Below are 24,909 nucleotides of genomic sequence, written 5' to 3'. Positions count from 1 at the left end.
CGCCAGCCCCCGCGGCCTGTAGACCCGCCCAAACCCCCCAACCCGCCGGCGAGCCCCGGGCGGGATTGAATCCCCGCCCGGGCATCGCCGTCGTTATGGAGGCCGGTCCTAGCGGATGCCGCCCATCAGCTTCTTCAGGGACGGCACGGCCGCAGCCAGGCCGGCGCCGAGGATGATCGCTGTCACGCCGATGAAGCCGAAGTACGGGGCTTCGTTGGCCGGGTCGTAGTAGCCGGCCAGGATGCCCGCCAGCGTGGTGCCCAGCGAGATGGAGAGCAGGAACAGTGCCACCATCTGGGTCTGGAAGGCCTTCGGCGCCAGCTTGGTGGAGACCGAGGAGCCGGTCGGGGAGAGGAACAGCTCCGCCATGGTGAACAGGAACAGGATGCCGACCATGGCCAGCAGCGGGGTGGAGTTGGCGCCGCCGCCGGTGAGCGGGATGAACGCCAGGAACGCCAGGCCCATCACGACCAGGCCCAGGGCGAACTTCAGCGGCGAGCTGGGCTGCTTGGGGCCGAGCTTGGTCCACAGGGCAGCGAAGATGCCGGCGAAGATGATGATGAACACCGGGTTGATGGACTGCACCCAGCTGGCCGGCATCTCCCAGCCGCCCAGCGTGCGGTCCAGCTGCTTGTCCGCGTACAGGGCCACCACGGTGAACTGCTGCTGGAACAGCGCCCAGAACGCGGCGGAGGCGATGAACAGCGGGATGAAGGCGTAGACGCGCTTGCGCTCCACGGCGTCGACCTGCTTGCTGGAGAGGATCACCACGAAGTACGCCACGGCGGCGATGATCGCCAGCCAGGCCATGATCGGGGCCAGGTTTGAGGCGGTCACAAAGCCGAAGGCCACCAGCAGCACCATGACGACGACGGCGGCCACGGCCACGGCGGCGACCTTGCCGTAGTTGCCGCGCGGCAGCGGGTTGGCCACATGGTGCGCGGCCTCGGGCAGGTTCTTGCGGGTCAGGGCGTACTGGGTGAGGCCGATTGCCATGCCCAGCGCTGCCAGGCCGAAGCCGTAGTGGAAACCGAGCTGCACCTGGGCCAGGCCGGTGAGCAGCGGGCCGAAGAGGCCGCCGATGTTCACGCCCATGTAGAAGATGGAGAAGCCGGCGTCGCGGCGGTCGTCCTTCAGGCTGTAGAGCGAGCCGACCAGCGAGCTGGCGGTGGCCTTGAGGCCGCCGGAGCCGATGGCCACCAGGATCAGGCCGATGGCCAGCCCCACGCCGCCCGGGATCAGGGCCAGCGCGATGTGGCCCAGCATGACCATGATGCCGGTGTAGAAGAGGACCTTCTCGGAACCCAGGATGCGGTCGGCCACCCATGCGCCGAGGATCGAGGAGAGGTACACGCCGCCGCCGTAGGCGCCCACCAGGCCGGTGGCAATGCCTTCGTCGATCCCGAGGCCGCCCTCGGCGACCGAGTAGTACATGTAGTAAAGCAGGATGCCCTGCATGCCGTAGAAGGAGAAACGCTCCCAGAGTTCTACGGAGAAAAGATTCGCCAGCATCCGTGGATGCCCGAAGAAGGTTTTGCCGGTCTGAGTGGACTGTTTTGTTGTTTCCGGCTGCGGGTTCCCGGACTGCACGGTATTGCTCACGGTGTTCTATTGTGACAGTCCGCTACATGTATTGTCATATTCTGCGCCCGGGACGGGGCTGCGTGTTAATGCATATCAGCAGGTCAGGCGGGGGTTCAAGGATTCATTGCGCGGTCTCCAGTTGAGCAGCGGCGGCCAGCAGCACCGCCTCCGAGCCGGGCTTGCCGATCAGCTGGACGCCCATGGACAGGCCCTCCTCGGTGGTGCTGACGGGCACCGCGATGGCGGGCAGCCCGCACACGTTGACCAGCGAGGTGTACGGCGAGTACTGGCACTGCCGCATGTAGTCAACGTCCGCGCTGTTGGAGGTGTACCAGCCCACCGGCCGGGGGGTCTGGGCCAGCGCCGGCGTCAGAACCAGGTCGTACCGGCCGAACTGTGCCCGGGTGTCGTCCTGGAAACGCGCCAGCGAGGCCAAGGCTTCCGGCAACGCCTCCGGCCTGCGCTTCAGGGCCCGGCGCCGGAAGGCGCGGGTGAGCGGCATGAGCTGCGGTTCGCGGCCGGACGGCAGCTCCAGCCGGTTCAGTCCGGAGGTCCACACCGTGGCAAACGCCTCCGGGTAGCGGTTGTCATAGCGGATCTCCGATTCCTCGAGCGCGTGGCCCAGCCCCAGCAGCAGCTCCACCGCCGTGTCCAACGCCTCCCGTGCCTCCGGCTCCAGCGACAGGGGATAGGCGGACTCGAACGGAGAGTCGGTGCTGACGCCGATCCGGAAACGCCCTTCGGCGCGTAGCGCGGCAGCCAGGAAGCCGGGTTCCCCCGGGAAGGCCGCGCGGGCCCGCGGCTCGTCCGCCATGGCGTCCATCAGCAGCCCGGCATCCGCCGCCGTGCGGGCCAGGGGCCCGGCCACCACCAGCCGGCCGGCGTCGTCTCCGGTGGTGCCGGCCGGGAGCCGGCCGCGTCCCGGTTTCAACCCCACCAGCCCGGTGGCGGCCGCCGGGATACGGATCGAGCCGCCGCCGTCGGAGCCGGGGGCGAAGGGAAGCATGCCGGCGGCCACGGCAGCGGCGCTTCCGCCGGAAGAACCGCCCGGACTCAGCGCGGGGTCCAGCGGGTTGCGGGCCGGCGGCGCCACACGGTTCTCGCTGTAGGAGGTCAGGCCGAACTCGGGGACCTGCGTCTTGCCCAGGCTGATGACGCCGGCGGATTCGAGTACGTCCACCAAGGGGTGGTTGGCCAATGCCGGCCGGTGCTCCATAGCCGCGCTGCCGTGCGTGGTCGGAACGCCGGCCACATCCGTGAGGTCCTTGAAAGCCACCGGCAGGCCGTGCAGCCGGCCCAAAGGCCCGCCGCGTGCCTGGTGGTCGTCCGCGGCGCGTGCCTGTTTGAGCGCCTGGTCGGCCGTGACGGTGATGAAGGCGCCGAGCCTTGGATTCAGGGCGTCGATGCGTTGGAGGTAATGCTCCGTCAGTTCGCGGGCGGACAGTTCGCCGCGGGCCACGGCGTCGCGCTGGGCGACAGCCGTCAAGTCATGCAAAGCAGTCATCGCCCGTAAGCGTAGCCCTGCCCGGCGGTGGGGGCTAATCCCCGCCACCCATCGGCGCGCCGGTGTCTCGCCCTGCCAGTGTCCGCCGGTGGCTGCCGCCCCGCTGTTCCCGCCCGCCCGGTCAGCCGAGGAACCTGGCTTCGATGGGTTCCTCCACCGCGACGGCATCGGGCCCGTCGCCGGCCTGGGCTGTCACGCGGTAGGCCAGTTTCCCGTCGGTCTCGCTGACCGCCTCAGCCAGTTTTGTGCCGCGGTAGACCAGCCCGACGCCGTCGTCGGTGCAATGCGTTTCGCCCAAGATGCCGTCCGCCACGAGCCGGTGCACCAGCGGCCGGCGCTGCGGTTCCGAGTCGTAATGGACGCCGTTGTCGTAGGGCAGCAGTGCCAGCCCGTTCGTGACCGGCCGCAGCTCGGGGCCGAAGGAGTCGGTGGTGCCGCCGCGGAACCAGCAGATGGAGCCGGCGGAGACCCCGGCCAGGACCACGCCGGCCTGCCAGACCCGTCTGAAAATATCCTCCAGCCCGTGGACCCGCCAGACGGCCAGCAGGTTTGCCACCGAGCCGCCGCCTACCCACACCACGTCCTGGCCCAGCAGATGCTCCTCGATGTCCGGCACATTGGGCATGGTGAACAGGTTCAGATGGCTCAGGCCGTAGCCGGCCCCCCTGGCCGCCTCGTCCAGCTCGGCTTGGAACCAGCGCTGGTCGCCCCCGGCGGTGCCCAGGTGGACCAGCCGGGGTGCCCGCCCGGTGGGCCCCGCCAGTTCGACGGCGTAGTGCACCAGGTGGTGGAACGCGATCCGGCTGCGAACGCCGGCCTTGATTCCGCCGGAAGTCGCGAGGATGGTCGGCTGGTCTGCGGCCATGGGTGCCCCTGTCTCATTAAGGTGCGGCGGACGATCCCACTATAGGCTTGGAAAGGGGGCAAATCGCGGGTACGCCCGGAGCAGGAATTGACCAGCGGCGGAACGGCCTGCCGCGGATAACGGAGGTTGCCATGAGCGATGTAGAGAACGTGGATGTCAACAGCGTCGGCGGCGACGCCACCATTCTGGACGTGCGCGAAGACTACGAATGGGAAGCCGGACATATTGCAGGCGCCGTGCACATTCCGCTTAACGAGCTGCCCCTGCGCCTGGAGGAGCTGGACCCCGACGTGGACCTGCATGTGGTGTGCCGCAGCGGCGGTCGGTCCTTCCGGGCCACCGAATGGCTGATCGGCAACGGATACTCCGCAGTGAACGTCGACGGCGGGATGGGTGCCTGGCTGGACGCCGGCAAGCCGATCGTCTCGGAGAACGGGCAGGAGCCCCGGGTCCAGTAATGGCAGGCGTCTATACCTTCCTGGGGCCGGAGGGAACGTTCACCGAAGCTGCCCTCCTCCAGGTTCCCGGGGCGGCTGACGCGCGCCGGATTCCGTCCGCGAGTGTCGAGGCCGCCGTGGACGCCGTTCGCGCGGGCGAAGCCGGCGCGGCCATGGTTCCGATCGAAAACTCGGTCGAGGGTGGCGTCAGCGCCACGCTGGATGCCATCGCGGGCGGCGAGCCGCTGCGGATCATCGGGGAGGAACTGGTCCCCATCCGGTTTGTGCTGGCCGTCCGGCCCGGCATCGAGGGGGGGACGTCGCGGTGGTGTCCACCCATCCGCATGCCTGGGCGCAATGCCGCACCTGGTCCTCAGCGAACATTCCTCAGGCGGAATACCTTCCCGCCTCCTCGACGGCCGCGGCAGCGGTGGGACTGCTGGAGCCTGCGGCCGGCTACGATGCGGCGATCTGCTCGCCGCTCGTGGCCCGGCAGCGCGGCCTGCAGGTGCTTGCCGAGGATATCGGCGACATTCCGGACGCCGTCACCCGGTTCATTCTGGTGAGCCGGCCCGGTGCCCTGCCCGCGCCGACCGGCGCCGACAAGACCACGCTGGTGGTCCCGCTGCCGCAGGATCATCCGGGGGCGCTGGGGGCAATCCTGGAACAGTTCTCCAGCCGGGGCGTGAACCTGAGCCGGATTGAGTCCCGCCCTACCGGCCAGTTTTTGGGGGATTATTTCTTCAGCCTCGACGCCGAAGGCCACTTGGCCGAGGAGCGGGTGGCCGACGCCGTCCGCGGGCTGCACCGGCTCAGCCCGGGCATCCGGTTTTTGGGCTCCTACCCGCGCGCCGACCGGCGCGGACTGACGGTTCCGCGCCGCAACCAGGACGAGGCCTTCCGGAAGGCCGACCTATGGGTGCAGGACCTGCTGTTGGCCCGTTGACGGCCTCGCCGGGCTGTCGGCCCGCGGTTATGGTCAGTATGCTGAGGAAAATCGCACCTGCGACCAAAGATCGGAGCACCATGACGCAGCAGAACGACAGGGACCAGTACCAGGACGGGGAGCCGACCCCGGTGGAGGCACTCAACCAGACCCCGAGCGAAAACCGCGCGGGCGACCTCGGGGACCAGGGCAATGACCTGCGCTTCGCCGAGGAGCAGCAGCTGATCGACCAGCAGGCGGCCGGCGAATTCCCGATTCCCCGGGACGAAGACCTGCAGCAGCCGGATGCAGATGTTCCGGTGCTCGAAGCAGACGAACAGCCCATCGACGTTCCGGGCGAGGAACTACACAACACGGACCGGGCCGACGCCAGCGACGACCCGCTCAACGCCGGTGGCGACGACACGTAAACGCTGACCATACGTCAACGCTGCAGCGCCCCGGGCGGCCGCCGGTTCCAGGCCGCCGCCCGGTCGCTGCCGGCGGAGGGGACCGACTCGGTGCGCACCGCTAGCGACCGCGGCCTGACCTGAACGGTCAGCGACGTGACCGGCCCGGACGGATCGCCGTCGAGCTGGCTTCCCATCGGCTCGTGCGCGGTGATGCGGACCTTCCGTCCACGGTGGTACTCGATCACCGGAATCGGCGCGCTGTGCCGCACCAGGGTCTTTGCGGCAATCCACAACCAGCCGATCGCGCTGCGCGGACTGAGCACCACGATGTCCAGTTCGCCGTCGTCGATCTCCGCGGTGGGGATGAAATCGATGCCCGCCGGCAGCTTCCCGCAGTTGGCCAGCAGGATGCTGCGGACCCGACGGGGTTGGGCCGGCCCATCGTCGATGCTGACCATGACGCGCTCCCGCTGGCCGGCAAGGTGGCGGACGCCGGCCTCCGAATAGGCCATCCAGCCGAACCGGCGTTTCAGGTCGTCACGGGTGTCGGCCAAGACGTCCGCATCCACGCCGATGCCGGCGATCACCAGGAAGCTGTCCTGCGACCGTTCGCCGGTTGCCTCGTTCTCCAAGGTGATGTCGGCGGTGTCGATCTTGCGGATGACCCCGTGCAGGGCCACATGGATGTTGGCCCGCAGGGCACTCGGCTCGAGACCCAGGTTGCGGGCCAGCAGGTTCCCGGTGCCCAGCGGCAGCACGCCCATCGGCACCTGGGTGCCGGCCAACTCCGAGGCAACCACCCGGATCGTGCCGTCTCCGCCGCCGGCGATCACCACGTCGGCACGCTCTGCGAAGGCCCGCTTGGCTTGCCCGTGCCCCGGGTCCTCGGGCGTGGTTTCCAGCACCAGGGGCGGGCTCCAACCGGCCGCTGCGCAGGCTGCTTCCACCTCCCGTCGCGCCTCGGCGGCCGCGTTCTTGACCGGGTTCAGGATGAATACCACGCGCTGGTCCGGCAGGTCCGGGGACGGGACAGGAGCGGCAGGCACCGCTTTCGGGCGGGACCCGAACATGCGGCGGAGGCCCGGCCATCCCGCCACCAGGGCGGCCACCGCCGGAACGATGATGAGGGCGGGCATCCATTCGGCAGTCATGTTGGTCATAGACTATCCAGCCCCGCCGGTTTGGCACATTGGAGGCCCCGATCGGCGGCGGAGGCCGCGGATCGAGGCCGGAAAGCCTTTTTCGGTACCCTTAGCAGGTGATCGATGTAAACGAACTCCGCGCCAATCCAGAGATTTTCCGTGCCTCCCAGCGCGCCCGGGGCACTGACGAGTCGGTGGTCGACGCCGTGATCGCCGCCGACACCGCCCGCCGGGAAGCGATCAACCGCTACGAGGGGCTGCGCGCCGAACAGAATCTCTTCGGCAAGAAGGTGGCCCAGGCCAAGGGCGAGGAGAAGGCAGAGCTCCTGGCGCAGGTGAAGGAGTTGGCAGCATCGGTCAAGGAAGCCCAGGCCGCGTCCGACGCCGCCCGGAACCAGCAGGAAGCGCTGCTGCGCAGCATTCCCAACCGGATCGAAGACGGTGTTCCGGCCGGCGGCGAGGATGACTTCACCGTGGTCAAGACAGTCGGCGAGCCCCGGGACTTCGCCCGTGACGGGTTCGAGCCGAAGGACCACCTGGCCATCGGAGAGCTGATCGGCGCCATCGACATGGAACGCGGGGCCAAGGTCTCGGGCTCCCGCTTCTACTTCCTGAAGGGCGTGGGTGCCCGGCTGGAGATTGCCCTGATGAACATGGCGCTGGACCAGGCCGTGTCCAACGGCTTCATCCCCATGATCACCCCCACCCTGGTCCGGCCCGAAACCATGCAGGGGACCGGCTTCGATGTGGAGCACGACGACGAGATCTACCGCCTGGAGCGGGACAACCTGTACCTGACGGGCACTTCGGAGGTGGCACTCGCGGGCTACCACGCCGACGAAATCCTGGACCTGTCCGGCGGACCGACGCGGTACGCCGGCTGGAGCTCCTGCTACCGGCGCGAGGCCGGCGCCGCCGGCAAGGACACCCGGGGCATCATCCGCGTGCACCAGTTCAACAAACTGGAAATGTTCATCTACTGCCAGGTTGAGGAGGCCGCCGAGGAACACGCCCGCCTGCTCGCCTGGGAAGAAGAAATGCTGGCAAAGGTGGAACTGCCCTACCGGGTGATCGACACCGCCGCGGGAGACCTCGGCATGAGCGCGGCCCGCAAGTTCGACTGCGAGGCCTGGGTGCCCACCCAGCAGGCCTACCGGGAGTTGACGTCCACCTCCAACTGCACCACCTTCCAGGCCCGCCGGTTGAACATCCGCGAACGCCAGGCGTCGGCGGACGGCGAAAAGAAGGGCACGAGGGCAGTGGCCACCCTGAACGGAACCCTGGCCACCACGCGCTGGATCGTTGCCATCCTCGAGCACCACCAGAACGCTGACGGCTCCGTGAACGTACCTGCCGCACTGAGGCCCTACCTGGGCGGCATGGAGGTCCTGCCGGTGCTCTCCTAGCGCGCCGTTCCGCGCCGCCGGCCGGCATGTGGGTGCCGTTGGGGCCGGAGGGCGTTCACCGGCACTTCATTCGCCAGTAGAAAATTTCCTACCCGGGTGTATGCCGCCCATGTTTGACTAGGGACATGACAACTACAGCTGATAAGGCTAACGCTGGCACCGAGGACCAGCGGATTGCTACAGAAGATATGACAAACGATAAGAAGAACGCGGCCAGGCGCCACAACTTCGTGGAAAACGGGTCCCGCAAGCTGGTGGCGCTGGACGTGGACGGCACGTTGGTCAACCACGACGGTCACATGAGCGATGCCGTGCGCGAAGCGGCGCGCGCCGTCGTCGACGCCGGCCATGAGGTGGTCGTCTCCACCGGGCGGTCCCTGAACGCAACGCTGCCGATCATCGAGCTGATCGGCGTCACCAAGGGGTATGCCGTTTGCTCCAACGGCGGTGTCACCCTCCGGATCGATACCTCGCTGGAGGACGGCTACGAGGTGATCGACCGGGTGACGTTCAACCCCGGACCGGCCTTGCGGGTGATGCGGTCCAAGCTGCCGACTGCCAAGTTTGCGCTCGAGGACGAAGAGGGCAATTTCCTGGCCACGGAGCGCTTCCAGGACGCCAGCTTTGGGATCGAGGCCATGGGCGTCGACTTTGAGACGCTGCTGGACTCCACGGCCGTGCGCGTGGTGGTTTCCAGCGCCGAAAACACTCCCGAGGAGTTCAAGGAGGCCATCGACACCGCAGGGCTCAAGGGAGTGACGTACTCGGTGGGCTGGACCGCGTGGCTGGACATCGCGGCCAACGGCGTGACCAAAGCCAGTGCGCTGGAATCCCTGCGCCGGAAGCTGGACGTCGAGCCGTCGCATACCGTCGCGATGGGCGACGGCCGCAACGACATCGAAATGCTGGACTGGGCCGCCCGCGGCGTAGCCATGGGACAGGCGCCCGAGGAGGTCGTGGCCGCCGCCCGCGAGGTCACGGGAACCGTGGAGGAAGACGGGGCGGCAGCCGTGCTGCGCAGCCTGCTGGACTGAGGAGATTCCCGGGTTGCACCACCCGGGCACACCGGTTCCCGACGGCTGCCTGGCGGTCCGGCGGCGGTCCTCAGGCTCCGCTGATGCCGAAGAGGCCGATGACCAGTGCCATGACCAGGAAGGTCACGAGTTCGTGCACGATGTTCAGCACGGTCAGCCCAACGGGCCGGCCTTCGAAGGCATCGTGCGTTGCGAAGCGGGCGGCGGTGAAGCCGGCCCAGAGGATGATGGCGGTCAGCACCGTGTTCCACAGGAAGTTGCCGCCGTAGAAATCCTGCGCAATGGCCGCCGAACCCGCCAGCACCCACGCGCTGATCAGGCTGACGACCACCGTGATGATGATCGGGCGTACGGCGTCTTTGCCTTCACCGGGGCTGACGTTGGCGGCCCTCATCCAGTAGTTGCCGAAGACCTTCGGCATGTACCAGACAGATCCGACGATCAGGGTCGAAAGGGTAGCCACGATGACCGCCCAGATGTTGATCTCCGGAACCATATGAACACTCCTCTTGTCGTTGTACCACTGACGGAGGCGGGCGCCGTCTCCCTAGGAGTCTAGGCGCCGCGGCCGTTGTTACCGTAACGAACGGGGCGAGTCAGCCGGGCGGCGCGACGGCGGGCAGGGCGGCGGGTCCGTGGACAAGGTTTAGCAGCCGGGCGGCTGCCGGGCGGCAGGCCCACTCCTCCACCCAGTGCGAGCGGACCACCGCCTTGCTCACGGCCTGGCTGGTGATGCCCAGTTCTTCGGCAATGTACTTCTGCTGGCCGCGCGCCCCCGCCGTCATCAGGTCCAGCACCTTCCACTCCGCGTCGGTGCGGGTGGCGACAAGCCGGCCGATGAGCCGCAGCACGGCTTCTGCTTCCGCCGCGGCCTCCGCATCGGGGCCGGACACGGCCAGCGGAACGCGCTCGCCGGTTTTCTGTGCACGGTTCACCGCGCGGCGTGCGTAGACCAGGCCCAGCCCCTCGGCGTCCTTGACGTCCTGCGGAAGCGGCGGCCGCAGTCCACCCACTCCGATTCCCACATGCCAGCGCCGGCTGCGCAGCGCGATCAGGGCGGCGTCGATGGCCGTGGACGGCTGCTCGACCGCGCCGATCGCTTCGTCGCCGACGGACCGCTGGAAGGGGATCGCCGCGGGCAGGTGGCGCAGCGACCTGATCAATTCGGGCACCAGGTCGCCCACCTCGCGGGAATCGCGCTGGTTGATGGTGAGCACGTACATGGCACCAGTATTGCGCCCGTCCGGGCAGGAACAACCGATTCCGGTTGGCTGGTGTGTCCTGCCGCCGGTAGCTCCGGTGCATGCAAAAGCGGCCCGGACCTGGGAGGGTCCGGGCCGCAGCCGTTGTTCCCGCCGGTTTCCGGCGAGGTTCAGTTCCGGCCCGGCGTGCCCGCCCTGCGGACCGCCGCGCCGGGGCCTTAACCCTGGTCTGCGAAGCGCCGGATGGAGGCTTCCAGTTCCGCCTCGGCGGCGGCCCGGTCCGCCCAGCCCTCGGCCTTGACCCACTTGCCCGGCTCCAGGTCCTTGTAGCGGGTGAAGAAGTGCTCGATTTCCTTGACCAGGAACTCCGGCACGTCGGAAAGCTCCTGGATGTGGTCGAAGCGCTTGTCGGCCGGAACGCACAGCACCTTGGCGTCGCCGCCGCCGTCGTCGGTCATGTTGAAGACGGCAATCGGGCGGGATTCGACCACGACACCCGGCAGCAGGTCATAGTCCTGCAGCATGACCATCGCGTCCAGCGGATCGCCGTCTTCGCCCAGCGTTTCCTCGAAAAAGCCGTAGTGGGTGGGGTACTGCATGGAAGTGAACAGCACCCGGTCCAGGCGGAGGCGGTGGGTCTCATGATCGATCTCGTACTTGACCCGCGAACCCTTGGGGATCTCGATGGTGACGTCATGCTGCATGGCTTCGCTCCTTGGAGGCGTTCAGAATTTTCGCTTCGGCGCCGCCGATGCACAACCGTGACCCGGCGCCAGACTACGCTTAACGATATAGGTCTTGCCCTTCCGTGCCGGCATCGGGGTTGGAGCTGGGCGTTCGCAACACTTCAAGATCCTCAGGAGGGGCAGCATGGGGCGTGGCTTCCGCGTGCTCACCTCCGGGCTGCTGGCAGTGGTATTCGCCGTGCTGGCTGTCCCCGCCGCATTCAACCTCGCCCAGGCCATCGAATGGCCGGAGCCGGAGCCGGTCATCAGCACCCCGGCCGCGCAGCTGCCGCCCACCGAACTGGCGGTCCCGCCGGCGGCCGAACCGGCCGGCGGGGCACCGGTGCCGGATCCGGCCGTGCTGGGGCCCGCCCTGGACGGGGCCTTGGCGTTCGACGGCGCCGGCGGCTTCACCGGGATCGTCACCGATGCGGCCACGGGTGACGTCCTGTACGACCAGGCCGCCGCCGAGCCGCTGGTTCCGGCGTCCAACCTGAAGCTGCTCACCGCCGTCGCCGCCCTGGATACCATCGGTGCCGACCGCCGGTTCACTACTTCGGTCAAGCGCGGCGGCGAACCGGGCGTGGTGTACCTGGTCGGCGGCGGCGATGCCTTGCTGGGCGCCGGGGAATCCAACCCAGGCGCGGTATGGGGCGAAGCCGGGCTGGCAACGCTGGCAGCCGAAACGGCCGAACAACTCGCCGCCGACGGGTACACCGGTGAACTTTCGGTGGCGGTGGACGACTCCCTCTACTCCGGGGCCGCCCTCAGCGCCGCCTGGGACCCGGGCGACGTGAAGAACGGCGAAATCGCCGCGGTGTACCCGCTCGCCCTCTACGCCGGGCGGGAACAGGCCGACGGCGGCGGCGACCTGGTGGCCGACGCCGCCGCCCTGGCGGGGGCAGCGTTCCGCGACGCGCTGGCCCAGGCCGTGGCCGGGCAGGAGCTCACCGTGAGGGGCGCGGTGGCACGCGAAGCGGCGCCGGCGGACGCTGCCGTGCTGGCGGAGGCGGAATCCGCCCCGGTGGCCGACCAAGTGGCCTACATGATGCAGCACTCGGACAATTATGTGGCCGAGGTCCTTGCGCGCAACACCGCCGTGGCGGCAGGGAAGCCCGGCTCCTTCGGCGGCGGAACCGAAGCCGTCCGCGAGGCAGTGCAGCGGCTGGGCATTCCGGTGGCGGGCATGGTGCTCGCCGATGCCAGCGGGCTGTCGATGGAGAACCGGGTCAGTCCTGCGCAGCTGGCCGCGGCGGTCAGGCTGATGGCTACCTCCGAGGATGCGGACCTGCGGGCCGGCATCGGTTCCCTGCCGGTCGCCGGCCTGACCGGCACCTTGTCCGGGCGCTACCTGGAAAACAACCCCGCCGGCGCCGGACTGGTCCGGGCCAAGACCGGCACGTTGAACACCGTGACGTCGCTCAGCGGCTACGTGGCCAGCGCCGACGGACGCCTGCTGGTTTTCGCCTTCGTGGCCAACGGCCTGGAAGGTTCGACCGACGCCGCCCGCGTGGCCGCCGACCGGGCGGCGACCGTGCTGGCCGGCTGCGGCTGCCGCTGAGCCGCAGCAGGGAAACCGCGCGCTGCTGAAGTGCTGCCGCTGAGCCCGGGCCGCCGGGCCGCAGCCGCCGGGATGCTTCCAATCGATGCCCGCCGGTAGTGACCCGCTCGCTGCTGATGTGATCTGATGGGACGCATGGACAGTAGCGCACCGACCCCCAGTGATTCCGGCGCCACCCCGGGCCCCGTCCCTCGGCTGGTCAACTGGGAACTGGCCGCGTCCACGGCAGCCACGCTGACCCCGGCCGGCCCCCGGATGAAGGCCGCGGAAATGCGCGCCGCGGTGGCGGAAATGCGCCGTCTGGCCGAAGAATCGGTGGACCACGTGCACCGCATCACGGGGTTGGAGGCTGCCCGCGACCTTCACGACTCCGACGTCCTGATCGTCGACCGTGCCGCCTGGTCCAAGGCAAACGCCCGCAGTTTCGAAGTCATGCTGGCCCCGGCCATCACCACGCTCGCCGAGAAGCGACCGGATCAGCTCAAGAACGCCACCACGGCAGTGGGCAGCGTGCTCACCGGCACCCAGATGGGCGCCATCCTGTCCTTCCTCTCCAGCAAGGTGTTGGGCCAGTACGACCCGTTCTGCTCCCTGTTGCCCGGCGGCCCGGCAGCCGGGCGGCTGATGCTGGTGGCGCCTAACATCGTCACCGTGGAGCGCGAACTGAATGTGGTGCCCTCCGACTTCCGCCTGTGGGTGTGCCTGCACGAGCAGACCCACCGGGTGCAGTTCGCCGCGGCTCCCTGGCTGCGGGACCACATGATGGAGCAGATCGGCGGGCTCTCGTCCTCGCTGGTGGAAAAAGCGGACACGCTGGGCGAGCGGCTGCAGCAGACCGTCAAGGCCGCCGTCGCCGCGGCCAAGGACAGCGGAAAGGACGACGGCGGAGGGCCGGGTTCGTCGCTGAAGGGCTCCCTCCTCGACCTCATCCAAGGCCCGGAAGAGAAGGCCGTTTTCTCCCACCTGACCGCCGTGATGAGCCTGCTGGAGGGCCACGCCAACGTCGTGATGGACGCGGTTGACTCCTCGCTTGTCCCGACGGTAAAGACCATCCGCCAGCGTTTCAACGCGCGCGGCAAGAGCCGCGGGGCGCTGGAGAACTGGGTCCGCAAACTCATGGGGCTCGATGCCAAGGCCCGGCAGTACTCCGACGGCGCCAAGTTCGTCCGCGCAGTGACCCGGCAGATCGGCATGGAGGGTTTCAACACCGTGTGGGAGCGTCCCGAGAACCTGCCCACCGAAGAGGAGATCCATCACCCCGATCTGTGGATCAGCCGGATGGACCTCAGCCGCCCATGAGCGGTGTTGCCGCGGACCGGCGCAAGCCCAAGTTGCATCCGCGTGTGGCGGACGCCCGGCACCAGCTGCGGCAGGCGCTGGAACAGTTCGGGCCGCCGGCAGCGACAGCGGAGACCGCCGAACCGCAGCTGTTGTTGGTGGCCTGCAGCGGGGGACCGGATTCGCTGGCCCTGGCCGTCGCCGCGGAATTCTTCAACCGGCCGGCGCGCAACGGCGTCCGTCCTTACCGGGTGGGGGCCGTCGTCGTCGACCATGGCCTGCAACAGGGCAGCGCGGAGGTGGCCGACGGAGCCCGGCTGCAGCTCGAATCGCTGGGACTTGCTCCGGTCCAGGTCCGCCGGGTGGCCGTGGAATCGGCCGGCATGGGGCCGGAAGCAGCCGCCCGGACGGCACGCTACGCGGCGCTCGATGCCGCGGCGGCGGAACTCGGGGCCGCCGCAGTGCTGCTGGGGCACACGCTGGACGACCAGGCCGAGCAGGTGCTGCTGGGCCTGGGCCGCGGTTCGGGCACGCGGTCGCTGGCCGGCATGCCGGTGAAACGGGGCTTGTATCTGCGCCCGTTCCTGTCGCTGCGCCGGGAAGACACCGAGGAGGTCTGCGCGGTTGCCGGCCTGCAGCCCTGGCACGACCCCGCGAACAGCGATCCACACTACATGCGCTCGCGCATCCGTACCCGGGTGATGCCGTTCCTGGAGGACGAAATGGGCCCCGGCGTCGCCGAGGCGCTGTGGCGGTCGGCACAGATCCTTGCCTCCGACGCCGACTACCTGCAGGCGCAGGCAGCCGAGGAATACCGCCGGCTTCGGGTGGCGACGCCGGACGGGCTGGAGCTGCCGCGGGAAGGCATGGAACAACTCCCTGCCGCCATGAAGCACCGCGTGATCGCCCTGGCCGCCGCGGAACTGGGCGGCGAAAACCCCAGCTACGAACGGCTGCTGGCGGCCGAATCGCTGCTGCGGCGCCAAGGTTCGGCCGGCCCGGTGCAGTTGGCCGGATTCGTCAGTGTCTACCGCCGGACTGCTGCCAATGCGGTTCACCAAGATGGCACCGGCTATGGCAATCTTGTGTTGAGAACAACTGGCCGCAGCCCCGGCCAGACAGACCGCTAGACCCGGGAGCATGTGGTGGATTCCAACGACGTCCAGGCAGACCTCAAGCACGTCCTCTACACCAAGGAGCAGATCCAGCAGCGCGTCGCCGAGCTGGCTGCCCAAATCGACAAGGACTATGAAGGGCGCGACCTGTTGATCGTCGGCGTCCTCAAGGGCGCGGTGATGGTCATGGCGGACCTGGCCCGGGCACTGCACAGCCACGTCAAGATGGACTGGATGGCCGTCTCCTCCTACGGCTCCGGCACCCAGTCCTCCGGCGTCGTGCGGATCCTGAAGGACCTCGAGACGGATTTGATGGGCAAGCACGTGCTCATCGTGGAGGACATCATCGACTCCGGGCTCACCCTGTCCTGGCTCAAGACCAACTTGATTTCGCGCGGTCCGGCCAGCGTGGAAATCTGCACCCTGCTGCGCAAGCCCGATGCCGCCAAGGTGGAAATCGACGTCAAGTACGTCGGCTACGAGATCCCAAACGAATTCGTGGTGGGCTACGGGCTGGACTACGCCGAGCGCTACCGCAACCTGGACTTCATCGGCACCCTGGCGCCGCACATCTACGAATAATCGCCGCACCGCCCGCCGCGGGTTAGGCTACGCCGAGAGGGAACTAATGCCCTCCGTCGAGCGTGAAGGAAGACGGACGGTGTATAGCTGTAGTAGCCCACGGGCTGCCATCACGCGCGGACAAGCAGGAGGGACGGGCGCAAGCCCCCAAGTCGCATGAAATTGAAGAACCTTTTCAAGGGACCGATCATCTGGATTGTCCTGGTCCTGGTCATCCTCCTGATCGCCGTGCCCAATTTAGCCGGTCCGCAGTCTTCACGGGTCGACACCAGCGTGGGACTTGAACTGCTGCAGGACAACAAGGCGGAACAAGCCCGAATAAACGACGGCGCCCAGAGCGTCGACCTCACCCTGCGCGAAGACCTGGTCATCGACGACGCCAACAAGGGCAAGTCGATCACCTTCTTCTACAGCCGCGACCGTGGCCCGGACATCGTGGACGCGATCAACGCCTCCGACGTGGACACCTTCACCGACCAGCCGGTGGAGAACAACTGGTTCATGAGCTTCATCAGCCTGATCCTGCCCATCCTGATCATCGGCCTGATCTTCTGGTTCCTGCTCACGCGCATGCAGGGCGGCGGTTCCAAGGTCATGCAGTTCGGCAAGTCCAAGGCGAAGATGATCACCAAGGACATGCCCCAGGTGACCTTCGCCGACGTCGCGGGCGTGGACGAGGCCGTGGAGGAACTGCACGAGATCAAGGAGTTTCTCTCCGAACCGGCCAAATTCCAGGCCGTCGGGGCCAAGATCCCCAAGGGCGTGCTGCTCTATGGTCCGCCCGGTACCGGCAAGACCCTGCTCGCCCGCGCCGTGGCCGGCGAAGCCGGCGTGCCGTTCTTCTCGATCTCCGGCTCCGACTTCGTGGAGATGTTCGTCGGCGTCGGCGCCTCCCGCGTCCGGGACCTGTTCGAACAGGCCAAGACCAATTCGCCGGCCATCATCTTCGTGGACGAAATCGACGCGGTCGGCCGTCACCGTGGGGCCGGCGTGGGCGGCGGCAACGACGAGCGCGAACAGACGCTGAACCAGCTGCTGGTCGAGATGGACGGATTCGACGTCAAGACCAACGTCATCCTCATCGCCGCCACCAACCGCCCCGACGTGCTGGACCCGGCGTTGCTGCGCCCGGGCCGCTTCGACCGGCAGATCGCCGTCGAGGCCCCCGACCTGGAGGGCCGCCACCAGATCCTGCAGGTGCACGCCGCCGGCAAGCCCATGGCGCCGGGTGTGGACCTGCGTTCCCTGGCCAAGCGTGCGCCCGGATTCACCGGCGCCGACCTGGCCAACGTGCTCAACGAAGCCGCTCTGCTGACCGCGCGGTCCAACGCCCAGCTGATCGACGACCGGGCGCTGGACGAAGCCATCGACCGCGTGATGGCCGGGCCGCAAAAGCGCTCCCGCGTGATGAAGGAGCACGAGCGCAAGATCACCGCCTACCACGAAGGCGGGCACGCCTTGGTCGCGGCCGCGCTGCGCTACTCCGCGCCGGTCACCAAGGTCACCATCCTGCCCCGCGGCCGCGCGCTGGGCTACACCATGGTGGTCCCGGAGGACGACAAGTACTCGGTGACTCGCAACGAACTGCTGGACCAGCTCGCGTACGCCATGGGCGGCCGGGTGGCCGAGGAGATCGTCTTCCACGATCCGTCCACCGGCGCGTCCAACGACATCGAGAAGGCCACCGGCACCGCCCGCCAGATGGTCACCCAGTACGGCATGAGCGAACGCGTGGGTGCCGTGAAGCTGGGCCAGGGCGGCGGCGAACCGTTCCTGGGCCGCGACATGTCGCATGAGCGCAACTACTCCGACCACGTCGCCTTCGTGGTGGACGAGGAAGTGCGCCGGCTGATCGACGACGCCCACGACGAGGCCTACGCCATCCTGACCGAGAACCGCGACGTGCTGGACCGGCTGGCCCTGGCCCTGCTGGAACGCGAGACGCTGAACCAGCGTGAGATCGCCGAGATCTTCCACGACCTGCGCCGCCGCGAGCTGCGCGACGTGTGGTTGTCCAAGGAGACCCGTCCGGTCCACAACATCCCGCCGGTGGTGTCGCGGCGCGAGCGGGAAGCTGCCGCCAACGGCCAGCAGCAGGAAGGAAGCCATGCGGCCGTGATCGTGGACCCGAACCCGGCCGGCGGGGACCTGCCCGGGGATGACGGCCGAAGCGGCGTACCCGGCGCCAGCAGCTAGGATCACATACGTGACCGAATACGATGACGTTGTCGCCGAGCTGGATTTTGACCCGCTGATCGACCTGCCCAGGATCGAGAAAGCGGTGCGCGAGATCCTGATCGCCGTCGGGGAAGATCCCGACCGCGAAGGCCTGCGGGACACCCCGCAGCGTGTCGCCCGTTCGTACGCGGAGGTGTTTGCCGGACTGCATCAGGACCCGGCGGACATCCTCGGCACCACGTTCGACATCAACCATGAGGAAATGGTGCTGGTCAAGGACATCCCGTTCTATTCGACCTGCGAGCACCATCTGGTTCCGTTCCATGGCACCGCCCACATTGGCTACATTCCGTCCCATGACGGTAAGGTGACTGGGTTGAGCAAGCTCGCCCGCCTGGTGGAGATCTACGCCCGGCGACCGCAGGTGCAGGAACGCCTCACCACGCAGATCGTCGAGGCCATGGTCAAGTACCTGGAGCCCAAGGGCGCGATCGTCGTCGTCGAATGCGAACACATGTGCATGTCGATGCGCGGTGTCCGCAAGCCGGGGGCGAAGACAGTCACCTCGGCCGTGCGCGGCCAATTGCGCGAGCCGGCCACCCGAGCCGAGGCCATGAGCCTGATCATCGGACGTTAGCGAAGAGAAGAGACGGTACACCTAGATGGATTCACTCGCCGCAGTCCCCGGAACCGGACCGGCCACGTCGCCACTGCCCGTGCTGCGCAAGGCGCGTGAGCCGAAGAAGTTCGCGGACCTCCCCACCGACCGCGCCGTCGTCATGGCCATCCTGAACGTCACCCCGGATTCGTTCAGCGACGGCGGCGACCACGCCAACAAGGAAGCGGCGATCGCCTACGGGCTCAAGCTGCTGTACGGCGGCGCCGACATCATCGACGTCGGCGGTGAATCCACCCGCCCCAACGCCGATTCGATCACTCCCGAAGAAGAGCAGAAGCGCATCCTCCCGGTCATCGAGGCACTGGTCAAGGCCGGCGCACTGATCAGCGTGGATACCATGCACGTGGACACGGCGGCCAAGGCGCTGGACGCGGGGGCGGCCATCGTCAACGACGTCTCCGGCATGACCCACGACCCGCACATGCCGGCCCTGGTGGCCGAGCGGAAGGTCCCCTACATCCTGATGCACCGGCGCGGGGATGCCCGGGAGGTCGATCCCAAGGCGGACTACCAGGACGTGGTGTCAGAGGTCCTCGCCGAGCTGACCGAACTGCGCGACAAGTTCCTCGCCGCCGGCGTAGCGCCGGAGCAGATCATCCTTGACCCGGGACTGGGCTTTTCCAAGAACGCCGAACACAACTGGGAGCTGCTGCGCGCCACGGACCGGATCGCGCAACTGGGGCACAAGGTGCTGGTCGGCGCCTCCCGCAAGCGGTTCCTCGGCTCCCTGCTGACCACCGCCGGCAAGGCAGCCGCACCCAAGGAACGCGACGAGGCCACGCTGGCGGTCTCCGCGCTGGCCGCTGCCAACGGCGCGTGGGGCGTGCGCGTGCACGACGCCGGCGCCTCGCTGGACGCGGTCAAAGTCGCCGCCGCCTGGACCAAGTAGGGCGCGACGTGACGCCAGCACCTCCGGCACGGCCGGACCTCATCAAGGTTTCCGGCATCAAGGCCGTGGGCTACCACGGCGTGCTGGAGCACGAGCGCCGCGACGGCCAGCCCTTCATTGTCGACGTGGTCCTGCACACCGATATCCGGGCCGCTGCGGCCGGTGACGACCTGGCGAAGACCGCAAACTACGCCGAGCTCGCCGACAAGGTGGAAGCGATCATCACCGGCGAGGCGCTGCAGCTGATCGAAACACTGGCCGAACGGATAGCGGACCACGTGCTGCGCACGTTCGCCGTGGCGGCGGTCGAGGTCACGGTGCACAAGCCGGAGGCACCCATCCAGGTGGAGTTTTCCGATGTCACGGTCAGCATCTACCGGGAGCAGCCATGAGCGTCCGCGCCGTACTGGCGCTGGGCAGCAACCTCGGCGCACGCAGTGACACTCTTTCGCACGCGGTGGCGGATCTGGTGGACACCCCCCACGTGCGGCTGCGCGAGGTTTCCGCAGTGGTGCAGACCAAGGCGGTGGGCGGTCCCGAGGACCAGCCGGATTACCTGAACATGGTGCTTGAGGTGGAGACCGACCTGGATCCGCACCAGCTGCTGGCCCACTGCCAGGCCGTGGAAAACAAGCACCACCGCACCCGCGAAGTGCGGTGGGGGCCGCGCACGCTGGACGTGGACATCATCACCTACGGCGACCTGACGCTCAACGACGAGGACCTGATCATCCCGCACCCGCGGGCGCACGAACGCGCCTTCGTGCTGGCGCCCTGGGCCTGGATGGACTCGAACGCCACGCTCAACGGCGTCCCGGTCGGCGAACTGGCGAAGGCGGCCGGCGACCTGGACGGCGTGGAACCCTACGAATCCGAGCCGTTCGAAGCCGGTCAATAGTGTCCGGCAGGGTGCGGGCTTCGTGAGGACCATCAGATACCGCTGGCTGGCGACCATCGCCGTCGTCACAGCCGTGCTGGGATGGCTGGGGAACCTGGTCGCCGCGCGCGGCGGGCTGCCGGTGCCCGTCCTGCACCTCTCCTCGCTGGCGACGATGGCCGCCATCGCCGTTTTCACCCTGGTGCTCGGCCTCAAGGTGCGCCGCTGGCGCAACGGCAAACGGGACAAGGAGCTGAATCCGGTACTCGCGGCCCGCACGCTCGTGCTGGCGCAGGCCTGCGCCTATGCCGGCTCCCTGATCTTCGGGTGGCACACCGGCATCATGGTGGACCAGCTCATGCTGCTGCTGTACCGGCCGGGCCTCGGGGCGCTCCCGGCCGTGCTGGCTATGATGGGCGGTGGCCTGGTCATGGTGGTGATCGGGCTGGTGGTGGAGCGCTTCTGCAAGCTTCCGCCCGAGGACACCGAAGCGGCCAAGGACAACGGTACCGAGGCCCAAGGCGAGGGGGAGTATGCCTAGCGAAGCGATCGATCCGGCCGGCATCAGCTGGATCCGGGTCTCGCCCAAGTACGTCACCGTGAGGCTGGTCAGCTGGGCCGTTTTCACGGTGGTTGCCGTTGCCCTGCTCTCCACCCCGCTCGTCCTCGTGCTGACCGGCCTCTGGCCCGGATTCCCGGCGTGGCTCGGCTGGCTGCTGAGCCTGGGCACGCTCGCGCTCTGCGTCTGGGCCGGACTCTTGATTCCTCGCCAAGTCAGGGCCATCGGATATGCCGAACGCGACGAGGACCTGCTGATCAGGCGCGGACTGTTTTTCCAGCGCGTCATGGTGGTTCCCTACGGCCGGATGCAGTACGTGGATGTTGGCGTGGGACCGCTCGAGCGGGCCTTCGGCCTGTGCTCGGTGAAGCTGCACACCGCCAGCCCGCAGACCAACGCCGGCATTCCGGGAGTACCGGCGGCAGAAGGAGCCCGGCTGCGCGAACAACTCTCCGACCGCGGGCAGGCAAGGCTGGCCGGGCTATGACCGTTCCCGGCAGCAACGGGCAGGCCCCGCTGCCCGGGCAGGGGCCGGATGCGCCCGGGGAAGTAGTGCCGGCCTCCCACGGGGTGCCCTTGGCACCGGACGCCGCCGGCACCTGGCACCGGGTGCACCCCATCTCGCCGCTGGTCCGCGGCTGGATAGCGCTGGCGGCGATCGCCTACTTCTTCGGCCGGGACTGGTTCGAAGCCATGTTCCGCGGCGACGAGTTCTGGGGCCTGAGCGGAGGCCGCGCCGTCTGGACGGTGCTGATCATGGTGGTGGTCGCCGTGCTGCTGGTGGGCGGGTTTTTCCTGTCCTGGTGGTTCACCCGGTACCAGGTCACCGATGACCATGTCCGCGTAAACTCCGGCGTCCTGTTCCGCCAGCACCGCCAGGCGCGGCTGGACCGGGTGCAGGCGATCGACGTCATCCAACCGCTGCTGGCTCGGATCTTCGGCCTGGCCGAGCTCAAGTTCGAAGTGGCCGACGCCGGCGAATCGGCCGTGCGGCTGGCCTACCTGCCGCTGGCGTCGGCGCAGCAGCTGCGCGCCACCATCCTGGCCCGGGCCGCCGGCTTGCGCAGCGATCCCGGCCACCCGCAGGAAGCCGTGGCCGAGGCCCCCGAACAGCAGATCCTGGCCATCCCGGGCGGCCGTATCCTCGGCGCCGCGCTGCTTTCCGGAACCACGGTGTTCCTGCTCATCATGCTCATCGCGGCCGGGCTCTCGACCTTTGTGTTCGACGCCGCGTTCGGCCCGGCCTTCCTGGTCCCCGCGGCGTTCGCCGTGGTGGCGGGCTACTGGTCCACCTTCAGCACCGGCTACAACTTCCGCGCAGCCATCTCCCCGGACGGCATCCGGCTCCGCTACGGCCTGCTGGAGACCCGGGCGCAGACCGTCCCGCCCGGCCGCGTGCAGGCAGTGGAAATCATGCAGTCGCCGCTGTGGCGCTTCAAGGGCTGGTACCGGATGCGCGTGAACGTGGCCGGCTACGGCCTCAGCGCGGAGAACGCGGGCGCCCGCACCGCGTTGCTGCCGGTGGGCACGCAGCAGGAAGTCATGCATATGCTGGCCCTGGTGCTCCCGGACCCGGGCACCGAGGACCCATTCACCGTCTTCGGGGCGGGCCTGGACGGGATCGCGGCCAGTGACCCGGACGACGCCGGTGCCTCCGACGGCGGATTCGTCACCTCGCCGCGGCGGGTGCGCTGGCTGTCCTGGCTGACCTGGCGGCGCAACGGCTTCGCCGTCACCGGGACCGCCTTGCTGGCCCGCAGCGGCCGGTTCTGGCGCAGCCTCTCGGTGGTCCCGCACGAGCGGACCCAGTCCATCGCGCTGCACCAGGGCCCGCTGGCCCGCCGCCTGCGCGTCGCGGACCTGCGCCTGCACACGACCGCAGGGCCGGTCACGCCGGTGATTTACCAGGTTGACGCCGACACCGCCCGCCGGCTCTTCGACGAGCAGTCGGTCCGGGCCGCCGCGGCCAGGCGGCGCAGCGTGCCGGAGCGCTGGCTGGAAGCCCGGGGGGCCGGGTCCGGTCCCATACCGGAGGCGGCCGAAGGGCGCCAGGACGGCGACCGCGGGCCGGCGCAGCAGGACGAACCACAGCGGGAGAGGGAGGTCCGCGATGGCGGGCAGGAGTAGACCCGGGCGGTTGGGCATCGGCGTGATCGGCGCCGGCAAGGTCGGTGCCGTCCTTGGTGCCGCGCTGCGCGGAGTGGGGCACGCCGTCGTCGGGGTGTCCGCGGTGTCCGAGGACAGCCGGGAACGGGCCGCGAACCTGCTGCCCGGCGTTCCGGTGCTGCAGATCCCGGAGATCGTGGAACGGGCCGAACTGGTGCTGCTGGCGGTACCGGACGATGCCCTGCCGGAGCTGGTGGACGGCTTGGCCGCGGCCGGGGTCTGGCAGCCGGGCCAGCTCGTGGTGCATACCTCCGGACGCTACGGCACCGCCGTGCTTGCGCCGGCACGGGCGAAGGGCGCCATCCCGCTGGCTATCCACCCGGCCATGACGTTCACGGGCATGAGCCTGGATCTCGCCCGGCTCAACGACTGCAGCTTCGGGGTGACGGCCGAGGCCACGGTGCTGCCGATCGCCCAGGCGCTGGTCGTGGAGATGGGCGGCGAGCCGGTGGTCATCGCCGAGAAGGACCGTACGCTCTACCACGCTGCCTTGGCGCACGCCTCGAACCACTTGGTGACCATCGCAGCCCAATCGGCGCAACTGCTGGCGGAAGCCGGCGTGGAGCAACCTGACCGCGTGCTCAGTGCGCTGATGCGGGCTTCCCTGGAGAATGCGCTGGCCTCCGGGGAAGCGGCGCTGACCGGGCCGGTGGCCCGCGGCGACGCCGGCACCGTCCGCAGCCACCACGAAGCGCTGCTGCGCCGCGAAGTGGATTCGGGCGGCACCGACATCCGCCTGGCCTACGAGGAACTGGCCCGCGCAACGGCCCAGCGCGCCCTCCGGCGGGGCTTGTTGAAAGAGATCCGCGCAACCGAGATTTTGGACATCCTGGCCCAGTCCCGTCCGGAGGAGAACCCGTGACCACCCGCCCCCGCCTTGTGAAAACCCACGCCGAACTGGAGGAAGTCACGGCCGGCCTGCTGGCGGGAGCCGGGGCCGCCGGGCGGCCGTCGCTGGGACTGGTGCCGACCATGGGAGCGCTGCACGCCGGCCACGCCGCGCTGGTGTGCGCCGCGCGGCAGGCGTGCGACGTCGTCGTGGTTTCCGTGTTCGTGAATCCGCTCCAATTCGGCGAGCAGGAGGACCTGGACCGTTACCCGCGCACGCTGGAGGCCGACCTGGACCTGCTGGCGGCGTGCGGGGCAGACGTGGTGTTTGCTCCCGCCCTGGAAGAGGTCTACCCGGACGGCGAGCCGCTGGTCAGGATCTCCGCCGGTGCGCTCGGTGCGAAGTTCGAGGGCGCCTCCCGCCCGGGCCACTTCGACGGCGCCCTTACCGTGGTGGCCAAGCTGCTCCACTACGGTCTGCCCGCGGCGGCCGGAGCGGCCGATTACCGCGCCTACTTCGGCCAGAAGGACGCGCAGCAGCTCGTCCTGGTCAAGCGCATGGTGGCCGACCTGAACTTCCCGGTGGAAATTGTGGGTGTGCCGACGGTGCGCGACGACGACGGGCTGGCACTCTCCAGCCGCAACCGTTTCCTGAACGAGGCCGAGCGGGAAGCGGCGCTGGTGCTTTCCCGCAGCCTGGCCTACCTGCGCAGACAGGCTGACCGGCACGAACCGCTGGACGTGGACGGCGCGTTGGCCATGATCGGGTCGGTGCCGCTCATCCAGCTGGACTATCTGGAAGTGGTGGATCCACGGACGCTGGAGCCGCTGGCCTTCAACTGCAGGGAAACGCCGTTCACCGGCGAGGCCCTGGCGCTGGTGGCCGCGAAGGTCGGTCCGGTGCGGCTGATCGACAACGCGCAGCTCGGCTACTGAAGCCCCGGGACGAAGCCCCGGGAC

General features: G+C 68.7%; 25 protein-coding genes and 1 pseudogene. 19 read left to right on the top strand and 7 right to left on the bottom strand.

Annotation, left to right across the window (positions count from 1 at the left end):
- Positions 1 to 108 precede the first annotated feature (108 nt).
- From AC5RV3_RS12175 to AC5RV3_RS12165, 3 genes are all read right to left on the bottom strand, one after another.
- A complete protein-coding gene (locus AC5RV3_RS12175) occupies positions 109 to 1,602 on the bottom strand; it encodes a peptide MFS transporter (protein WP_494122335.1) in 1,494 nt (497 codons plus the stop codon).
- A 103-nt stretch (positions 1,603 to 1,705) separates the two neighbouring features.
- A complete protein-coding gene (locus AC5RV3_RS12170; RefSeq protein ID WP_494122334.1) occupies positions 1,706 to 3,088 on the bottom strand; it encodes an amidase in 1,383 nt (460 codons plus the stop codon).
- A gap of 121 nt (positions 3,089 to 3,209) precedes the next feature.
- Positions 3,210 to 3,953 (bottom strand): Type 1 glutamine amidotransferase-like domain-containing protein, encoded by a 744-nt coding sequence (locus AC5RV3_RS12165; RefSeq protein ID WP_494122333.1) that lies wholly within the window; start codon positions 3,951 to 3,953, stop codon positions 3,210 to 3,212.
- A gap of 131 nt (positions 3,954 to 4,084) precedes the next feature.
- Here AC5RV3_RS12165 and AC5RV3_RS12160 point away from each other — a divergent pair, with 131 nt between their 5' ends.
- The 3 genes and pseudogenes from AC5RV3_RS12160 (at position 4,085) to AC5RV3_RS12150 (ending at position 5,746) form a co-directional block, all read left to right on the top strand.
- Positions 4,085 to 4,411, top strand: a complete 327-nt coding sequence (locus AC5RV3_RS12160) for a rhodanese-like domain-containing protein (protein ID WP_494110981.1) — start codon at positions 4,085 to 4,087, stop codon at positions 4,409 to 4,411.
- A pseudogene (gene pheA, locus AC5RV3_RS12155) lies at positions 4,411 to 5,336 on the top strand (prephenate dehydratase). The gene AC5RV3_RS12160 and the pseudogene pheA overlap by 1 nt, the downstream one beginning before the upstream one ends.
- An 80-nt stretch (positions 5,337 to 5,416) precedes the next feature.
- Entirely contained in the window at positions 5,417 to 5,746 is a 330-nt protein-coding gene (locus tag AC5RV3_RS12150) for a hypothetical protein (protein WP_494110983.1), read from the top strand.
- Between the two features lie 14 nt (positions 5,747 to 5,760).
- On the opposite strand, the gene AC5RV3_RS12145 is transcribed toward AC5RV3_RS12150, so the two are convergent.
- A complete protein-coding gene (locus AC5RV3_RS12145; RefSeq protein WP_494122332.1) occupies positions 5,761 to 6,888 on the bottom strand; it encodes a diacylglycerol/lipid kinase family protein in 1,128 nt (375 codons plus the stop codon).
- Between the two features lie 98 nt (positions 6,889 to 6,986).
- Here AC5RV3_RS12145 and serS point away from each other — a divergent pair, with 98 nt between their 5' ends.
- The gene (gene serS / locus AC5RV3_RS12140; protein WP_494110985.1) at positions 6,987 to 8,276 is read left to right on the top strand and encodes a serine--tRNA ligase; all 1,290 of its coding nucleotides are present in this window, start codon (positions 6,987 to 6,989) and stop codon (positions 8,274 to 8,276) included.
- A 125-nt stretch (positions 8,277 to 8,401) separates the two neighbouring features.
- Complete coding sequence (locus AC5RV3_RS12135) at positions 8,402 to 9,310, top strand: HAD family hydrolase (protein WP_494122331.1); 909 nt, start codon at positions 8,402 to 8,404, stop codon at positions 9,308 to 9,310.
- A 70-nt stretch (positions 9,311 to 9,380) separates the two neighbouring features.
- Here AC5RV3_RS12135 and AC5RV3_RS12130 read toward each other — a convergent pair whose 3' ends face one another.
- The 3 genes from AC5RV3_RS12130 to AC5RV3_RS12120 form a co-directional block, all read right to left on the bottom strand.
- Positions 9,381 to 9,806, bottom strand: coding sequence for a DUF1761 domain-containing protein (locus AC5RV3_RS12130; RefSeq protein WP_494122330.1), 426 nt, complete (start codon positions 9,804 to 9,806; stop codon positions 9,381 to 9,383).
- A gap of 100 nt (positions 9,807 to 9,906) precedes the next feature.
- On the bottom strand, positions 9,907 to 10,533 hold the full coding sequence (locus AC5RV3_RS12125; protein ID WP_494122329.1) for a hypothetical protein: 627 nt from the start codon (positions 10,531 to 10,533) through the stop codon (positions 9,907 to 9,909).
- A 197-nt stretch (positions 10,534 to 10,730) separates the two neighbouring features.
- Complete coding sequence (locus AC5RV3_RS12120; RefSeq protein ID WP_493988459.1) at positions 10,731 to 11,216, bottom strand: inorganic diphosphatase; 486 nt, start codon at positions 11,214 to 11,216, stop codon at positions 10,731 to 10,733.
- A 166-nt stretch (positions 11,217 to 11,382) separates the two neighbouring features.
- Here AC5RV3_RS12120 and dacB point away from each other — a divergent pair, with 166 nt between their 5' ends.
- The 14 genes from dacB to panC all read left to right on the top strand — a co-directional run bounded on the left by dacB (position 11,383) and on the right by panC (position 24,885).
- Entirely contained in the window at positions 11,383 to 12,798 is a 1,416-nt protein-coding gene (gene dacB / locus AC5RV3_RS12115; RefSeq protein WP_494122328.1) for a D-alanyl-D-alanine carboxypeptidase/D-alanyl-D-alanine endopeptidase, read from the top strand.
- A 135-nt stretch (positions 12,799 to 12,933) separates the two neighbouring features.
- Positions 12,934 to 14,097, top strand: coding sequence for a zinc-dependent metalloprotease (locus AC5RV3_RS12110; RefSeq protein ID WP_494122327.1), 1,164 nt, complete (start codon positions 12,934 to 12,936; stop codon positions 14,095 to 14,097).
- Complete coding sequence (tilS, locus tag AC5RV3_RS12105) at positions 14,094 to 15,206, top strand: tRNA lysidine(34) synthetase TilS (RefSeq protein ID WP_494122326.1); 1,113 nt, start codon at positions 14,094 to 14,096, stop codon at positions 15,204 to 15,206. Before AC5RV3_RS12110 ends, tilS begins: the two co-directional genes overlap by 4 nt.
- A gap of 15 nt (positions 15,207 to 15,221) precedes the next feature.
- Positions 15,222 to 15,773 (top strand): hypoxanthine phosphoribosyltransferase, encoded by a 552-nt coding sequence (hpt, locus tag AC5RV3_RS12100; RefSeq protein ID WP_353916673.1) that lies wholly within the window; start codon positions 15,222 to 15,224, stop codon positions 15,771 to 15,773.
- 156 nt (positions 15,774 to 15,929) lie between these two features.
- Entirely contained in the window at positions 15,930 to 17,969 is a 2,040-nt protein-coding gene (gene ftsH, locus AC5RV3_RS12095; protein ID WP_494122325.1) for an ATP-dependent zinc metalloprotease FtsH, read from the top strand.
- A gap of 58 nt (positions 17,970 to 18,027) precedes the next feature.
- Positions 18,028 to 18,588 (top strand): GTP cyclohydrolase I FolE, encoded by a 561-nt coding sequence (gene folE, locus AC5RV3_RS12090; RefSeq protein WP_493978378.1) that lies wholly within the window; start codon positions 18,028 to 18,030, stop codon positions 18,586 to 18,588.
- 25 nt (positions 18,589 to 18,613) lie between these two features.
- A complete protein-coding gene (gene folP, locus AC5RV3_RS12085) occupies positions 18,614 to 19,519 on the top strand; it encodes a dihydropteroate synthase (RefSeq protein ID WP_494110993.1) in 906 nt (301 codons plus the stop codon).
- Positions 19,520 to 19,527: 8 nt separating this feature from the next.
- On the top strand, positions 19,528 to 19,911 hold the full coding sequence (folB, locus tag AC5RV3_RS12080; protein ID WP_494110994.1) for a dihydroneopterin aldolase: 384 nt from the start codon (positions 19,528 to 19,530) through the stop codon (positions 19,909 to 19,911).
- The gene (folK, locus tag AC5RV3_RS12075; RefSeq protein ID WP_493978311.1) at positions 19,908 to 20,417 is read left to right on the top strand and encodes a 2-amino-4-hydroxy-6-hydroxymethyldihydropteridine diphosphokinase; all 510 of its coding nucleotides are present in this window, start codon (positions 19,908 to 19,910) and stop codon (positions 20,415 to 20,417) included. Before folB ends, folK begins: the two co-directional genes overlap by 4 nt.
- A gap of 22 nt (positions 20,418 to 20,439) precedes the next feature.
- Positions 20,440 to 20,937: a DUF3180 domain-containing protein gene (locus tag AC5RV3_RS12070; RefSeq protein ID WP_493988467.1), complete on the top strand. Its 498-nt coding sequence runs from the start codon at positions 20,440 to 20,442 to the stop codon at positions 20,935 to 20,937.
- A complete protein-coding gene (locus tag AC5RV3_RS12065; RefSeq protein WP_494110996.1) occupies positions 20,930 to 21,442 on the top strand; it encodes a PH domain-containing protein in 513 nt (170 codons plus the stop codon). The genes AC5RV3_RS12070 and AC5RV3_RS12065 overlap by 8 nt, the downstream gene beginning before the upstream one ends.
- Positions 21,439 to 23,082: a PH domain-containing protein gene (locus AC5RV3_RS12060; RefSeq protein ID WP_494122324.1), complete on the top strand. Its 1,644-nt coding sequence runs from the start codon at positions 21,439 to 21,441 to the stop codon at positions 23,080 to 23,082. Before AC5RV3_RS12065 ends, AC5RV3_RS12060 begins: the two co-directional genes overlap by 4 nt.
- Positions 23,066 to 23,983, top strand: a complete 918-nt coding sequence (locus AC5RV3_RS12055; RefSeq protein ID WP_494122323.1) for a Rossmann-like and DUF2520 domain-containing protein — start codon at positions 23,066 to 23,068, stop codon at positions 23,981 to 23,983. The genes AC5RV3_RS12060 and AC5RV3_RS12055 overlap by 17 nt, the downstream gene beginning before the upstream one ends.
- The gene (gene panC / locus AC5RV3_RS12050) at positions 23,980 to 24,885 is read left to right on the top strand and encodes a pantoate--beta-alanine ligase (protein WP_494122322.1); all 906 of its coding nucleotides are present in this window, start codon (positions 23,980 to 23,982) and stop codon (positions 24,883 to 24,885) included. Before AC5RV3_RS12055 ends, panC begins: the two co-directional genes overlap by 4 nt.
- The last annotated feature ends 24 nt before the right edge of the window (positions 24,886 to 24,909 follow it).

The sequence above is a fragment of the Arthrobacter sp. Y3221114 genome, from assembly GCF_059092625.1.
Note: the sequence above shows the minus strand (reverse complement) of the source record. Positions and strands in the feature narration are given on the sequence as shown.